This window comes from Grimontia kaedaensis (assembly GCF_023746615.1).
GTDB lineage: Bacteria > Pseudomonadota > Gammaproteobacteria > Enterobacterales > Vibrionaceae > Enterovibrio > Enterovibrio kaedaensis.
Genome location: NZ_CP082275.1, coordinates 2983278 through 2997350 on the forward strand (window position 1 = coordinate 2983278; position 14073 = coordinate 2997350).

16 protein-coding genes are annotated in these 14073 nt (G+C 49.5%); 1 reads left to right on the forward strand and 15 read right to left on the reverse strand.

Annotated elements, in window-relative coordinates:
• Window positions 1-96 precede the first annotated feature (96 nt).
• From ndk to trmJ, 11 genes are all read right to left on the reverse strand, one after another.
• Complete coding sequence (ndk, locus tag K6Q96_RS13555; protein WP_251876434.1) at window positions 97-528, reverse strand: nucleoside-diphosphate kinase; 432 nt, start codon at window positions 526-528, stop codon at window positions 97-99.
• 154 nt (window positions 529-682) lie between these two features.
• On the reverse strand, window positions 683-1981 hold the full coding sequence (gene pepB, locus K6Q96_RS13560) for an aminopeptidase PepB (RefSeq protein ID WP_251876435.1): 1299 nt from the start codon (window positions 1979-1981) through the stop codon (window positions 683-685).
• Between the two features lie 174 nt (window positions 1982-2155).
• Window positions 2156-2350, reverse strand: a complete 195-nt coding sequence (iscX, locus tag K6Q96_RS13565; protein WP_192815495.1) for a Fe-S cluster assembly protein IscX — start codon at window positions 2348-2350, stop codon at window positions 2156-2158.
• 27 nt (window positions 2351-2377) lie between these two features.
• A complete protein-coding gene (gene fdx / locus K6Q96_RS13570) occupies window positions 2378-2716 on the reverse strand; it encodes an ISC system 2Fe-2S type ferredoxin (RefSeq protein ID WP_251876436.1) in 339 nt (112 codons plus the stop codon).
• A gap of 2 nt (window positions 2717-2718) precedes the next feature.
• Window positions 2719-4566: a Fe-S protein assembly chaperone HscA gene (hscA, locus tag K6Q96_RS13575; RefSeq protein WP_251876437.1), complete on the reverse strand. Its 1848-nt coding sequence runs from the start codon at window positions 4564-4566 to the stop codon at window positions 2719-2721.
• Between the two features lie 32 nt (window positions 4567-4598).
• Complete coding sequence (gene hscB / locus K6Q96_RS13580; protein WP_251876438.1) at window positions 4599-5114, reverse strand: co-chaperone HscB; 516 nt, start codon at window positions 5112-5114, stop codon at window positions 4599-4601.
• 13 nt (window positions 5115-5127) lie between these two features.
• A complete protein-coding gene (gene iscA / locus K6Q96_RS13585; protein ID WP_062660580.1) occupies window positions 5128-5457 on the reverse strand; it encodes an iron-sulfur cluster assembly protein IscA in 330 nt (109 codons plus the stop codon).
• A 25-nt stretch (window positions 5458-5482) separates the two neighbouring features.
• Complete coding sequence (iscU, locus tag K6Q96_RS13590) at window positions 5483-5866, reverse strand: Fe-S cluster assembly scaffold IscU (protein ID WP_251876439.1); 384 nt, start codon at window positions 5864-5866, stop codon at window positions 5483-5485.
• A 28-nt stretch (window positions 5867-5894) separates the two neighbouring features.
• Window positions 5895-7109 carry an IscS subfamily cysteine desulfurase gene (locus K6Q96_RS13595; protein WP_251876440.1) on the reverse strand — a complete coding sequence of 405 codons (1215 nt, stop codon included), beginning with the start codon at window positions 7107-7109 and terminating at the stop codon, window positions 5895-5897.
• Window positions 7110-7139: 30 nt separating this feature from the next.
• Window positions 7140-7664: a Fe-S cluster assembly transcriptional regulator IscR gene (gene iscR / locus K6Q96_RS13600; RefSeq protein ID WP_002536934.1), complete on the reverse strand. Its 525-nt coding sequence runs from the start codon at window positions 7662-7664 to the stop codon at window positions 7140-7142.
• A 110-nt stretch (window positions 7665-7774) separates the two neighbouring features.
• The gene (gene trmJ, locus K6Q96_RS13605) at window positions 7775-8506 is read right to left on the reverse strand and encodes a tRNA (cytosine(32)/uridine(32)-2'-O)-methyltransferase TrmJ (protein ID WP_251876441.1); all 732 of its coding nucleotides are present in this window, start codon (window positions 8504-8506) and stop codon (window positions 7775-7777) included.
• Between the two features lie 185 nt (window positions 8507-8691).
• On the opposite strand from trmJ, the gene suhB reads away from it, so the two are divergent.
• Complete coding sequence (suhB, locus tag K6Q96_RS13610) at window positions 8692-9495, forward strand: inositol-1-monophosphatase (RefSeq protein ID WP_002536929.1); 804 nt, start codon at window positions 8692-8694, stop codon at window positions 9493-9495.
• 173 nt (window positions 9496-9668) lie between these two features.
• Here the strand turns inward: suhB and secF are convergent, their stop codons facing one another.
• From secF to tgt, 4 genes are all read right to left on the reverse strand, one after another.
• Window positions 9669-10619, reverse strand: a complete 951-nt coding sequence (gene secF, locus K6Q96_RS13615) for a protein translocase subunit SecF (RefSeq protein ID WP_251876442.1) — start codon at window positions 10617-10619, stop codon at window positions 9669-9671.
• A 12-nt stretch (window positions 10620-10631) separates the two neighbouring features.
• Entirely contained in the window at window positions 10632-12485 is a 1854-nt protein-coding gene (gene secD, locus K6Q96_RS13620) for a protein translocase subunit SecD (RefSeq protein ID WP_251876443.1), read from the reverse strand.
• 26 nt (window positions 12486-12511) lie between these two features.
• On the reverse strand, window positions 12512-12841 hold the full coding sequence (yajC, locus tag K6Q96_RS13625; protein ID WP_251876444.1) for a preprotein translocase subunit YajC: 330 nt from the start codon (window positions 12839-12841) through the stop codon (window positions 12512-12514).
• An 81-nt stretch (window positions 12842-12922) separates the two neighbouring features.
• Complete coding sequence (tgt, locus tag K6Q96_RS13630) at window positions 12923-14050, reverse strand: tRNA guanosine(34) transglycosylase Tgt (protein ID WP_062660575.1); 1128 nt, start codon at window positions 14048-14050, stop codon at window positions 12923-12925.
• Between the last annotated feature and the right edge of the window lie 23 nt (window positions 14051-14073).

The window sequence follows — 14073 nt, forward strand, 5'->3', positions numbered from 1 at the left end:
TTCCACCTGTTACTTATAAGCTTATTCTAGTGTGTAAACGTGCCAGAAACGAAAAAGGAGAGCATTAGCTCTCCTTTTGTCTTATCTATGAACCGATTACAGAGTACGGGAACAAATCTCATCACCGGCGAAAAAGTAAGCAATTTCTCGCTCTGCTGAAGCCGTGCTGTCAGAACCGTGCACTGAGTTAAAACGCATGCTCTCAGCAAAGTCCGCACGCAACGTGCCACACGCAGCTTCTTCTGGGTTTGTTTTACCCATCAGTTCGCGGTATCGCGTAATTGCATTTTCGCCTTCCAGAACCTGAACAGTGACTGGGCCAGAAGTCATGAACTCGACCAAGCCATCGTAAAATGGCTTGCCTTCGTGCTCGGCGTAAAATCCTTGCGCCTGCTCCTTGGTCAGGTGAAGCATTTTTGCTGCGACAATTTGCAGACCAGCCGCTTCAATACGCTGATAGATCGCGCCAATCAGATTGCGTTTTACTGCGTCGGGCTTAACGATTGAAAAAGTGCGCTCAATAGTCATTCTATCTTCCTTTTATATTTCTTCAGATATCAGATTTAAGCTCTGTTATCTGTTTGTATTTACAAAAGTAGCCTAACAGAGCGCAATGCAAGACCCCACCCTTGCATTGCGGAAGCGTTAACTGTGTTGTTAAAACACTTATATTTTGTAGTCTTTATTCGGCAGATTCGTTCATCAGAATGCGCGCAAGGGTTTTTACGCCCATACCTGTCGCGCCTACAGACCACTTGTCACTTGGTGTTTTACGGTAAGTGCCAGAGCAATCAAGGTGGACCCAGCCTTCTTTGTAATTGTCGACGAAGTAAGACAGGAATGCCGCTGCCGTACTTGCACCTGGTGAATACTGACCGCCACCCACGTTTGCTAAATCTGCAAAGTTGGAAGGCAGCATCTGACGGTGGAATTCAGCCAGTGGTAGTTGCCACATGCCTTCGTTTTCCGCTTCTGCTGCTGACAAACAGCGTTGAGAGAGCGCCCTGTCAAAACTAAACAGCGCATGATAGTCATTACCTAACGCAGCTTTGGCTGCACCGGTCAAAGTAGCGCAATCAATGGTCAAAGTAGGATTGAACTTATTCGCATAAAGCAGGCCATCTGCCATCACTAATCGGCCTTCTGCGTCTGAGTTCAGTACTTCAACAGTCACACCGTTTTTGTACGTGATAATGTCGCCCAGTTTATAGGCGTTGCTGGAAATCATGTTCTCCGCGCAGCAAAGAATCAGCTTCACACGCTTATTTAATCCCTGCGCAACCGCCAGACCCAAGCCCCCTGTGGCCATCGCTGCACCGCCCATGTCGGCCTTCATTGAATCCATGAATGCCGACTGTTTGATGCTGTAGCCACCTGAGTCGAAGGTAATACCTTTACCGATAATACAGGCGAACACTTCTGCGTCTTTGTCACCGGTTGGGTTGTAATCGAGCTGCAGCATTGCAGGTTTTCGGGCTGAACCACGGCCTACGGTGTGAGTCCCCACCCAACCTTGTTCAAGTAGGTCTGCACCGGAAACAATTTTGTAGCTCACATGCTCTGGGTTTGGCGCTTGGGATTTAATGAACTCACCGGCTCGTACTGCCAGTTGTTGAGGGCCTACTTCTTCGGCGGTTTCATTGATAATCTGGCGAACCCAATCAGTGGCCGCCATGCGGTCATTCAGCACTTTCTGATCAGCATCTTTCAACTCTACATCAAAAGCAAAACCTGGCTTAGGACCACGCAGGCCTTGGTAAAATGACCATGCAGTTTCCAAATCCCAGCGGTCACCAACCAGAGATACTTTGCGAATACCCTGCATATCCAGCTTACGAGCGGCTTGCTGAACGGGCGTGAGTTTGTCTTCACCTGAGGCGTGAACAACTGCACCCTCCTGATTGAAAGAAACCAGTGCGTTCGCACCCCATGCCTCATTGGCGGCTTCGTGTGATAGCGTGATACGCATTTTGTCAGTCATGCTGAACTCCTTTTTCCTTTCGCCGCGCGCATCGTTGCGGAGCGTAAAATTAGGGCTGATTTTTTCTTTTAGAATACGCCATATTTATGACGTTTTATCAGATAAAACAAAGCGGGCCTCATGCCCGCTCGATTAGTCTCAATCTGCCTGCTTTACTGGCGTAAAACAAGGTCTTTAATCCATTTCTTCCATCCAGCACAGGATGATTGCCTCTAGGATCTTCTCATTAGAGCGGTTTGGGTCGTCTGAGAAGTCTTCAAGCTCCGTCACCCAACGATGCAGGTCAGTAAAACGCACCGTTTTCGGATCAGTATCAGGGAATTGTTCTACCAGCTCAATCGCGATATCACGCGAATCGGTCCATGTCAGGCTCATAGTTTTTGCTCCCTTATCAGATTAGTGATTTTCTGCAGCGTGGTTAAGGGTATAACGTGGAATTTCTACCACCAGATCTTCATCAGTCACTTTTGCCTGACAGCCCAGGCGTGATTCAGGCTCCAAACCCCATGCTTTATCAAGCATGTCGTCTTCCAGCTCATCGCTTTCATCCAGAGAATCAAATCCTTCCCGGATCACAACGTGGCAGGTCGTACAAGCGCACGACTTTTCACAGGCATGTTCAATCGCAATACCGTTACGCAGTGCAACATCAAGCACGGTGTCACCAGTTTTTGCTTCCAACACCGCGCCTTCTGGGCAGAGGTCCTGGTGTGGTAGAACAACAATCTTTGGCATGTTTAAACCTCGTCAATGGAATGGCCAGCCAGTGCTTCACGGATGGATTTGTCCATACGACGTGACGCAAATTCCTGGCTCGCTTTATCTGTATCTTTGATTCCTTGCTCAATGGCAGCGGCATCATCACCGTTACGCAACGCAATCAGCGCTTCAATCGCTTTCACCAGCGTTTGCTGCTCTTCGTCAGACAGCAGCGCTTCGCCGTCTGCTTGCATCGCAACCAGCAGGCCTTCAATCACGCGGTCTGCTTCAACGCGTTGCTCCGCCAGATAACGGGCATCTTTGTCGTCCTGCGCATGGGTAAACGACGATTTGATCATATCGGCAATTTCGGTGTCACTCAGTCCGTAAGACGGCTTCACCTGGATTGACGCCTGCACTTCGGTGCTCTTTTCCATTGCAGTCACGGATAGCAGGCCATCGGCATCAACCTGATAGGTCACGCGAATGTGCGCCGCACCTGCAGCCATTGGTGGAATGCCTTTCAGGGTGAAATCCGCCAGTGAACGGCAGTCATCCACCATTTCGCGCTCGCCCTGAACCACGTGCACTTTCATGCCCGTTTGGCCATCTTTAAATGTGGTGAACTCTTGTGCGCGCGCGACAGGGATAGTGGTATTGCGAGGAATGATTTTCTCTACCAGACCGCCCATGGTTTCAATACCCAAAGACAGTGGGATCACGTCCAGCAGCAGCATTTCACCATCTGGCTTATTACCTACCAGAATGTCTGCCTGAGTGGCAGCACCAATGGCAACCACTTTATCTGGGTCAATATCGGTCAGTGGCGTACGGCCGAAGAATTCCCCAACTTTTTCGCGAACCAGTGGTACACGGGTAGAACCACCTACCATCACTACTTCCAGAACTTCTTCAGCAGAAACACCAGCATCTTTCAGTGCGCGGCGACAAGACAATAGAGTTTTCTTTACTAGAGCGCCAATCAGATCGTCGAACTGTTCGCGGCTCAGTGTGCCTTTCCAGCCAAGCACATCGATATCTGCGGCATCGCTTGCGCTCAAAGCAACTTTTGCGCTGTTAGCGGCATTCATCAAGCGCGCACGGTCATCACCGGAAAGCGCACCAAATACCGCCTGCTCGGAGATCCAATCCGCTACCAGATGGTCAAAATCATCACCGCCCAGCGCTGAATCACCGCCCGTAGACAGCACTTCGAACACGCCTTTTGAGAGACGAAGAATAGAGATATCAAACGTACCGCCGCCAAGATCGTAAACAGCGATAACACCTTCCTGCCCGGAGTCCAAACCATAAGCAATCGCTGCTGCAGTTGGTTCATTCAAGAGACGAAGTACCTTCAGGCCAGCAAATTTAGCGGCATCTTTGGTCCCTGCACGCTGAGCATCGTCAAAGTAAGCAGGAACCGTGATAACCACCCCTTCCAACTCGCCACCCAGCGCTTCTTCTGCACGTGCATTGACGGCTCGAAGGATATCCGCAGAAACTTCAATGGGGTTTTTCTTGCCTGCACGGGTGTTGATCAGTGGTAAACCATTGTCAGATGCAGAAAGTTCATAAGGAAGGTTGGGATAGCGCGATTGAACGTCCGCCAATGAGCGGCCCATCATACGTTTGACGGAAGAAACCGTGTTTGCGCTGTCGGTTTCTGACATCGCTTTTGCTGCATACCCCACCGTTACGTCATCACCGTAGTGAACCACAGAAGGGATCAGCGCTCGACCATCAAGGTCATTAAGGGTGCTCGCGGTGCCGCTTCGGACTGAAGCCACGAGGGTGTTGGTAGTCCCTAGGTCAATACCCACCGCAAGTTTGTGTTCATGCGGTGCAGCACTCTGACCAGGTTCTGCAATTTGTAACAGTGCCATGTTGGTTCCTGTAGCCTGATCAGCGCGCTGTATTAACCCAGCAGCCGATCTTCGATTCGTTCGATTTCTTGCTTGAGTTTGACCAAGAACTTCAGCTTGCGGACACTTGTTGCCGCATCCTGCCATTGCCCGCCATTTAGTTGTTCTTTCAATTCGGCCAGCAAAGCTATATGAAGTTTCTCAACGCCTTGTTCAAAGTCAAACAACAATACATCCGGCTCATCGCTGTCTGCAATCTCTTCCAGCTCTTCGCGCAGTTCCATTTGCTGCATCAAGAACTCAGGATCTTGCATGGTCTGCTGCTCATCGCGCAGTTCTGCGCCATTGAGAGAGAGAAGGTATTCCGCACGGCGCACCGGGTCGATTAGCGTTTGATAAGCATCGTTGATTTGCGCAGCTTTCTGCACGGCAAGCAGGCGATCCTGCTCAGATGCAGTGGCAAATTTATCCGGATGGAAACGTCGTTGGAGTTCGCGAAACTGCGAAGAAAGAGAGCCACCATCCAGATCGAACTGCGATGATAGCCCAAATAGTTCGAAATGATTCATATCATCTCACGAGTTAAACGTTAAAGCTTTCGCCACAACCACACTCGCTGCTTACGTTAGGGTTATTAAACTGGAAGCCCTCGTTGAGGCCTTCCTTAGTGAAATCAAGCTCGGTGCCATCTAAGTACAGAAGACTTTTACTGTCAACGATCACTTTGACGCCATATTGCTCAAAGTCGAACACTTGATCTTCTTCGTTGAGTTCGTCAACGAATTCCAGTACATAAGCCATTCCTGAACAGCCTGACGTACGAACACCCAAGCGAAGGCCGATACCTTTTCCGCGGTTTTCCAAGAAGGTGCGGACGCGTAATGCCGCCGCGTCAGTCATAGTAATGGCCATATGTACAACAACCCTTTAAATCGTATTAAGCTTCGTGTTTTTTCTTATAGTCGCTTACTGCTGCTTTGATAGCATCTTCCGCGAGAATTGAGCAGTGAACCTTCACAGGAGGAAGCTCAAGCTCTTCTGCAATTTCAGCATTTTTGATTGCAGCAGCTTCGTCCAGAGATTTGCCTTTTACCCACTCAGTAACCAGTGAGCTTGATGCAATCGCTGAACCGCAGCCGTAGGTTTTGAACTTCGCATCTTCTATGATGCCTTGTTCATTTACCTTGATTTGTAGCTTCATCACGTCACCACACGCTGGTGCGCCAACCATGCCGCTACCTATGTTTGGATCGTTTTTGTCAAAAGCACCCACGTTACGTGGATTTTCATAATGATCGATTACTTTTTCGCTGTAAGCCATGATCTTATCCTCAAAACCCTGAGACCGCTTAGTGGTGTGCCCACTCAACAGTGCTTAAATCAATACCTTCTTTGTACATGTCCCACAGTGGTGACATTTCACGCAGCTTGGTAACCGCTTTACGTACTTGCTCAACCGCATAGTCGACTTCTTCTTCAGTAGTGAAGCGGCCGAACGAGAAACGGATAGAGCTGTGTGCCAGTTCGTCATCAAGACCCAGTGCACGAAGTACATACGAAGGTTCCAGACTTGCAGATGTACATGCAGAGCCAGAAGAAACCGCCAGATCTTTCAGCGCCATCAGCAAAGATTCACCTTCAACGAAAGCAAAGCTGACGTTCAGGTTTGCTGCAACACGCTGCTCAAGGTCGCCGTTTACATAAACCGCTTCCAGATCTTTAACGCCTTCATAGAATCGGTCACGCAATGCCAGAGAATGCGCCGTGTCCTTCTCAAGTTCTTCTTTCGCGATACGGAAAGCTTCACCCATACCCACGATTTGGTGAGTTGGCAATGTACCAGAGCGGAAACCGCGCTCATGACCGCCACCGTGCATTTGTGCTTCAAGGCGGATACGTGGCTTACGACGAACGTACAGAGCACCTATACCTTTCGGGCCGTACGCTTTGTGCGCGCTCATTGAAATCAGATCAACTTTGATTTCTTGAGTGTCCAGCGGCAGTTTACCGACAGATTGAGCCGCATCAACATGGAAGACCACCTTGCGTTCACGACACAATTCGCCGATTGCTGCGATGTCTTGGACCACGCCGATTTCGTTATTTACGTGCATGATAGAAACAAGGATGGTGTCTTCGCGGATGGCGTCAGCCAACTTGTTCATATCGATAATGCCGTTAGACTCTGGCTCAAGGTAAGTCACCTCAAAACCTTCACGCTCCAGCTGTCGGCATGGATCCAGTACAGCTTTGTGCTCAGTTTTGCAGGTGATGATGTGCTTGCCTTTCTTACCATAGAAATGCGCAACACCTTTGATTGCCAGGTTGTCAGATTCCGTCGCACCGGAAGTGAACACGATCTCGCGTGGGTCAGCGTTCAAGTAGTTGGCAATATTTTCGCGGGCAGTGTCGACTGCTTCTTCCGCCTGCCAGCCAAAACGGTGTGAACGGGATGCAGGGTTACCAAAACAACCATCAAGGGTCAAGTACTGCATCATTTTCTCGGCAACACGCGGATCCACTGGGCATGTCGCTGAATAATCAAAATAGATTGGCAATTTCATTTGTGTCTCCAAGTACTCCGGCACTACTAATTACGAGCGAAAATTCACACCCAAAGTGGTGGCTGGCTTTTCACTGCCACTGGAGTTTAAACCATGTCTAACAATTGTTGAGGACTCAAGTGAGGAGTCCTGACGATCCGCGACATGCTTGACTTCGTTGTCTTGCATCAGTTCGCCGAGCGTAATGTCATTCAAAAAGCTGCTGATACGGGAGCTAAGGTCACGCCATAGCGTGTGCGTCAGGCAGCGTGTTCCGCCTTGGCAGTCGCCTTTGCCCTGACACTTGGTCGCATCGACCGATTCATCAACAGCGGCAATCACCATGCCGACTGCAATTTCATTTGCATTCACGCCGAGTCGATAGCCGCCACCTGGACCACGTACACTGGACACTAGGCCTGCTTTACGAAGGCGAGAGAAAAGTTGCTCCAGATATGACAGAGAGATCCCTTGACGCTCTGAAATATCAGCTAGAGGCACAGGCCCCATCTCGGAGTGCAGCGCGACATCGAGCATCGCTGTAACGGCATATCTGCCTTTCGAAGTCAGTCTCATAACATCCTACCTGTGAGCGAGTAATGCACTGAGTCTGACATACCCGACTAAAAGGGTCAAGTATTTAACCTACTAATTTAGTCAGGCTTTTAGCCGCACTTTTAAAATGGTTATTCTTGCTTATCTTTATGGTGTTTTTCAATCGAAGAGAGCACACCACGAAGAATATTAAGCTCCTGACTTTCCGGTCTTGCACGGTTAAACAAACGACGCAGTTTTGTCATGACCATGCCCGGATGAGATTTATTGATAAAACCAGTAATACCCAGAACCTGTTCAAGATGAGCGTAAAAACGTTCCAAGTCTTCAGCCAGCGGGTAAGGCTGCTCTTTCACTTCCCCTTGATATGCCTGACTGTCAAGCCAAGCCATTCGCGCTTCGTAGCAAAGAGTTTGCACCGCCATAGCTAGGTTCAGCGAGCTATATTCCGGGTTAGCAGGAATAGCGACGTGAAAATGACACGCCTGCAATTCTTCATTTGTCAGACCCGTACGCTCACGGCCAAACACGAATGCCACAGGATATTGGGCCGCTTCTTCAATGGCTTTCACGCCGCATTCGCGGGAATCCAGCATTGGCCATTCCAGTGAACGGTTACGGGCACTGGTTCCAATCACCAGGCCACAATCAGCAACGGCTTCTTCCACGGTATCAACGATACGCGCGTTGTTAGCAATATCACTGGCACCGGCAGCAAGCGCTATCGCCTGCCCGTCGACCTGACAATCAGGCGCGACCAACACCATATGTTTCAGCCCCATCACTTTCATTGCCCGAGCAGCAGAACCGATGTTGCCTGAATGCGTGGTGCCTACCAGCACAATTCGAATATTTTCTAACATTTCGCTATCACTGATTTACTTTGAGGAAGAAAAGCGGCCGGATTCTAACACAGCAGCTTTTGTTTTACCCTTTTTACAGCCAGTCATAGGAGACGAGTGAACAAAAAATAACCGCTTCCCTTTTGGTTCAGCTCTGATATACTCGCCGCCGCTTTCCGTTCTTTAACATCCGTTGGGAAATTCGTATGCATCCTATGCTAAATATTGCCATTCGCGCAGCGCGAAAGGCAGGCGACTTTATCGCTAAATCTGCTGAGAACTCTGATAACGTTGAAACGACTCAGAAAGGTTCTAATGACTTTGTCACCAACATCGACAAAGCCGCTGAGCAAATCATTATCGACGTAATCAAGAAGTCTTACCCTGAACACAACATCGTGACTGAAGAAGCCGGTGTGGTTGCAGGTAAAGACACTGATTACCAATGGATCATCGACCCACTGGATGGCACCACTAACTTCGTTAAAAACTTCCCGCACTTCTCTGTGTCTATTGCTCTGCGCATTAAAGGCCGTACTGAAGTGGCGTGTGTTTACGATCCAATCCGTAACGAGCTTTTCTCTGCTCAGCGTGGCGCAGGTGCGCAGCTGAACAGCAAGCGTATCCGTGTAGGCGTTGCAAAAGATCTGAACGGTACCGTTCTGGCAACTGGCTTCCCGTTCAAAGCAAAGCAACACTCAGAAGGCTTCATCAAAGTTGTTAGCGCACTGTTTGTAGACTGTGCCGACTTCCGCCGCACTGGTTCTGCTGCTCTTGACCTGTGTTATGTAGCCGCTGGCCGCGTAGATGGTTTCTTCGAACTGGGCCTGAAACCTTGGGATATCGCTGCCGGTGAACTGATTGCCCGTGAAGCTGGTGCCATTTGTACTGACTTCGCTGGCGGTACTGACTACGTTCAGTCAGGCAACATCGTGACCGCAAACCCGAAAGTACTGAAAGGTATTTTGGCGAAAATTCGCGACAACGCGAACGAAGCGATGAAAAAATAAGATTCGTTAGAATCAATAAAACGGCGTCCCTTGGGACGCCGTTTTTGTTTGTTGACTGCGCAGTTTAAGCTGTTAGAACCATATATCTAGTGGTATTGCTCTTCCTAGGATCTGCTTTTCCTAGGCCCTAGGACTTTTAATAAAAAAACGGAGCCAATCGGCTCCGTTTTTCGTTAAGGCATACTGTCGAATTCTTCGCCTTCTTTTTCCACCGGTGGTGGTGGAAGCAGGTGCTCGCGGGTAATACCCAATTTGAGCGCCATCGCAGAAGCGACGTAGATAGACGAGTAAGTACCGATAGTGATACCAATCAGCAATGCAGTCGCAAAGCCGTGGATCATGGCACCGCCTTGAAGGAACAGCGCGATAACTACAAACAACGTCGTACCAGATGTTATCAATGTACGGCTAAGAGTCTGGGACACTGAAGCATTAACGACCTCATCCGCATCACCTTTACGCATCTTGCGGAAGTTCTCACGAATACGGTCGTATACAACGATGGTATCGTTGAGTGAGTAACCGACAACGGTCAACAATGCTGCGACGATGGTCAGGTCGACTTCAATCTGCAGGAACGAAAAGATACCCAGCGTGATAATCACGTCGTGTGCGAGAGAAACAACCGCACCCGCAGCCAGGCGCCATTCGAATCGCAAAGAAACATACAACAGAATACAGATCAGCGATACCAGTATCGCCAGACCACCTGCTTCTGTCAGTTCGTCACCCACGTTCGGGCCAACGAACTCGATACGGCGCATTTCTACTGCCTGACCCGTACCTTCTTTAATGGCATCCAGAATCTGGTTACCCAGTAATTCACCCTGCGCATCTTCGCGTGGGCGAAGGCGAACCATCACGTCACGTGCAGTACCAAAGTTCTGAACGACCGCATCACCAAAGCCTTTTGATGCCAGTGACTCACGAATCAGCGGCAAGTTTGCTGGTTGCTCAAAACCCACTTCAATCAGCGTACCGCCGGTGAAGTCCAAACCCCAGTTCAGCCATTTAGTAGACAGGCTGAAAATAGAAGCAGCAATCATGACAACCGACAAGAAAAATGCCGGCTTCGACCAACGCATGAAGTCGATACTAAAGTCAGGCCTTAATAGTTGAAACATCTTAATGCCTCCTTAAATCGACAGCTTGTTAATGCGCTTACCGCCGTAAACCAGGTTAACCAGGCAACGGGTACCGATAATTGCAGTAAACATTGAAGTCAGAATACCGATCGACAGTGTCACAGCGAAGCCTTTCACCGCGCCTGTACCCACAGCAAACAGAATGATTGCCGTGATTAGAGTGGTGATGTTCGCATCGGCAATGGTGCTGAATGCATTCGCATAACCTTGGTGGATCGCTTGTTGAGGGTTGCGCCCCTCATTGAGTTCTTCCCGGATTCGTTCAAAGATAAGTACGTTGGCGTCAACCGCCATACCCACTGTCAGTACGATACCTGCGATACCCGGCAAGGTCATTGTCGCCCCTGGAATCATCGACATCACACCAATAATCAGGATGATGTTCACCGCCAGCGCACAGTTCGCAAAAAGACCGAATCGACGGTAGTAAACCAGCGTAAACAACATCACCGCCAGCAGACCCCAGATACAGGCTTTAATACCCATATCAATGTTCTGTTGACCCATTGATGGACCAATGGTGCGCTCTTCAACGATAGAGATTGGTGCAATCAGAGCACCTGCGCGTAGCAGCAGTGCGAGGTTATGTGCTTCAGCTTGAGAGTCGATACCCGTGATACGGAAGTTACGGCCAAGCGCAGTCTGAATCGTCGCTTGGTTGATCACTTCCTCATGTTTGGAAAGGATAATCTTGCCGTTTTCATCACGCTTACCGCTATCTTTATATTCCGCAAATACCGTCGCCATCAGCTTGCCAACATTGTTCTTACTGAACGCTGCCATTTTGCTGCCGCCGTCGCTATCGAGCGAGATGTTCACCTGCGGACGGCTGTATTCGTCGAAGCTCGAGCTCGCATCAGTGATGCTTGAACCGCCCAGAATCACACGTTTTTTAAGCACAACCGGACGACCGTCACGGGTGTATTTGATTTCGCTGCCCGGAGGAACACGGCCAGCAGCCGCAGCAACCGGATCGGCGCTGTCATCAACTTCACGGAATTCCAGGGTTGCTGTTGCACCCAGGATTTCTTTTGCACGTGCAGTGTCTTGAACACCCGGTAACTCAACTACGATACGGCTTGCGCCCTGACGTTGTACCAGTGGTTCTGCAACACCCAGTTCATTCACACGGTTACGCAGGATTGTAATGTTCTGCTCAACGGCGTAGTTACGGATTTCCTGAAGACGTTCCTCAGTGAATTTCGCAGAAACAGCAAAACGGGCACTATCGGTGCTGAACACCATATCTGGGTGCAGTCTTGCGAGTTCACTTTCTGCAGCGTCCATGTCCGCTTCGTTACGCAGCATGACTTCGATATTCTCATCACCACCGACGCGGATACCACGATAGCGGATTTTGGCTTCACGAAGTTCAGTACGGAAGGTGTCTTCCTGCTGGGTGAGGAGTTTTTCCATTGCCGCGTCCATGTCCACTTCCATAAGGAAATGCACACCACCACGGAGGTCCAGACCCAGTTTCATTGGGTTAGCACCAATTGCTTCCAGCCAATCAGGCGTTGCAGGAGCAAGGTTAAGCGCAACAATCAGACCATCATCTTTAAGTTCGCCGTTTAAGACGTCACGAGCTTCAATCTGATTATCAGTGTCGGAGAAACGAACCAGTACAGTGCCGTTTTCTAGCGCAATGGATTTATAAGAGATTTTATCTTTTTCGAGGGAAGATTTGACGGTGTCCAGTGTGGAGAGATCAACCGAGGCGCCACGCGCCCCGGTGATTTGAACCGCTGGATCTTCACCGTAGATATTGGGAAGTGCATAGAGGGCGCCGACAAAAATGACCAACACCACCATAATGTACTTCCACAAAGGATAACGGTTTAGCACTGCTAGGATCCTTTATGGCTATGGGGTTACAGCGACTGAATGGTGCCTTTTGGCAAAACTGCAGTCACAAAATCCTTTTTGATGGTCACTTCGTTGTTGTCACTCAGTGCGATAACGATGAAGTCGTTGTCATCAGCAATCTTAGTAATTTTACCCACCAGGCCGCCACCGGTCAGAACTTCATCGCCCTTGCCCATTGATGCCATCAGGTTCTTGTGCTCTTTCACACGTTTCGCCTGTGGACGGTAAATCATGAAGTAGAAAATAACGGCAAACAGGCCAAGCATGATAAATAGCTGCATACCGCCGCCTTGTGGTGCGCCTTCTGCTGCTGCATGAGCTTGAGAAATAAACATTCAGTAACGTCCTCGTATCAATATGAACATTTTCTAGATTTTCGCCTCACCAAAAGCACTCTTTTGGCGAGGCGAGAATTCTTAGTCTTCTTTCAGCGGTGGCACTTCACGGCCACGGCGTTCGTAGAATTCCTTAACAAAGGTCTCTAATCTACCTTCGTCAATAGCGTTACGCAAACTCTCCATCAGGCGCTGGTAGTAACGCAGGTTGTGGATGGTGTTGAGACGTGCGCCCAGAATTTCGTTACAGCGATCAAGATGATGCAGATATGCCTTGCTGTAGTTGCGGCAAGTGTAACAGTCGCACTCTGGATCCAGTGCAGTTGTGTCACTTTTATGCTTCGCATTACGGATCTTGATCACACCGCCGGTCACAAACAGGTGCCCATTACGCGCGTTACGCGTTGGCATGACACAGTCAAACATGTCGATACCACGGCGAACACCTTCCACCAAATCTTCCGGTTTACCTACACCCATCAGGTAACGTGGCTTATCTTCCGGCAGTTTTGGACAGGTATGTTCCAGAACGCGATGCATGTCTTCTTTTGGCTCACCCACCGCCAGACCACCGACCGCATAACCATCAAAACCAATGTTGGTCAGACCTTCTACTGACACATCACGCAGGTCTTCATAGACAGACCCTTGAACGATGCCAAATAGTGCATTTTTGTTGCCCATTTTGTCGAAATGATTACGGCTACGTTGTGCCCAACGCAGGCTCATTTCCATCGATTTCTTCGCTTCTTCGTGTGTCGCCGGGTAAGGCGTACACTCGTCGAAGATCATTACGATGTCAGAACCCAGATCGTATTGGATTTCCATCGACTTCTCTGCGTCCATGAAAATTTTGTCGCCGTTGACAGGGTTGCGGAAATGAACACCTTCTTCGGTGATTTTACGCATTGCACCCAGGCTGAATACCTGGAAACCGCCTGAATCGGTCAGGATAGGACCCTGCCAGTTCATGAAATCGTGCAAGTCACCGTGGGCACGCATGATTTCCTGACCAGGGCGCAGCCATAGGTGGAAGGTGTTACCCAGAAGAATTTGTGCGCCGGTATCAGCCACTTCTTCCGGTGTCATCCCTTTTACGGTGCCGTAAGTACCCACTGGCATAAATGCCGGGGTTTCTACAGTGCCGCGTTCAAAAACCAGACGACCACGACGCGCGCGGCCTTCTTTCTTAATCAGTTCGTATTTCACGATACCTCCGAAATGCCAGAGAA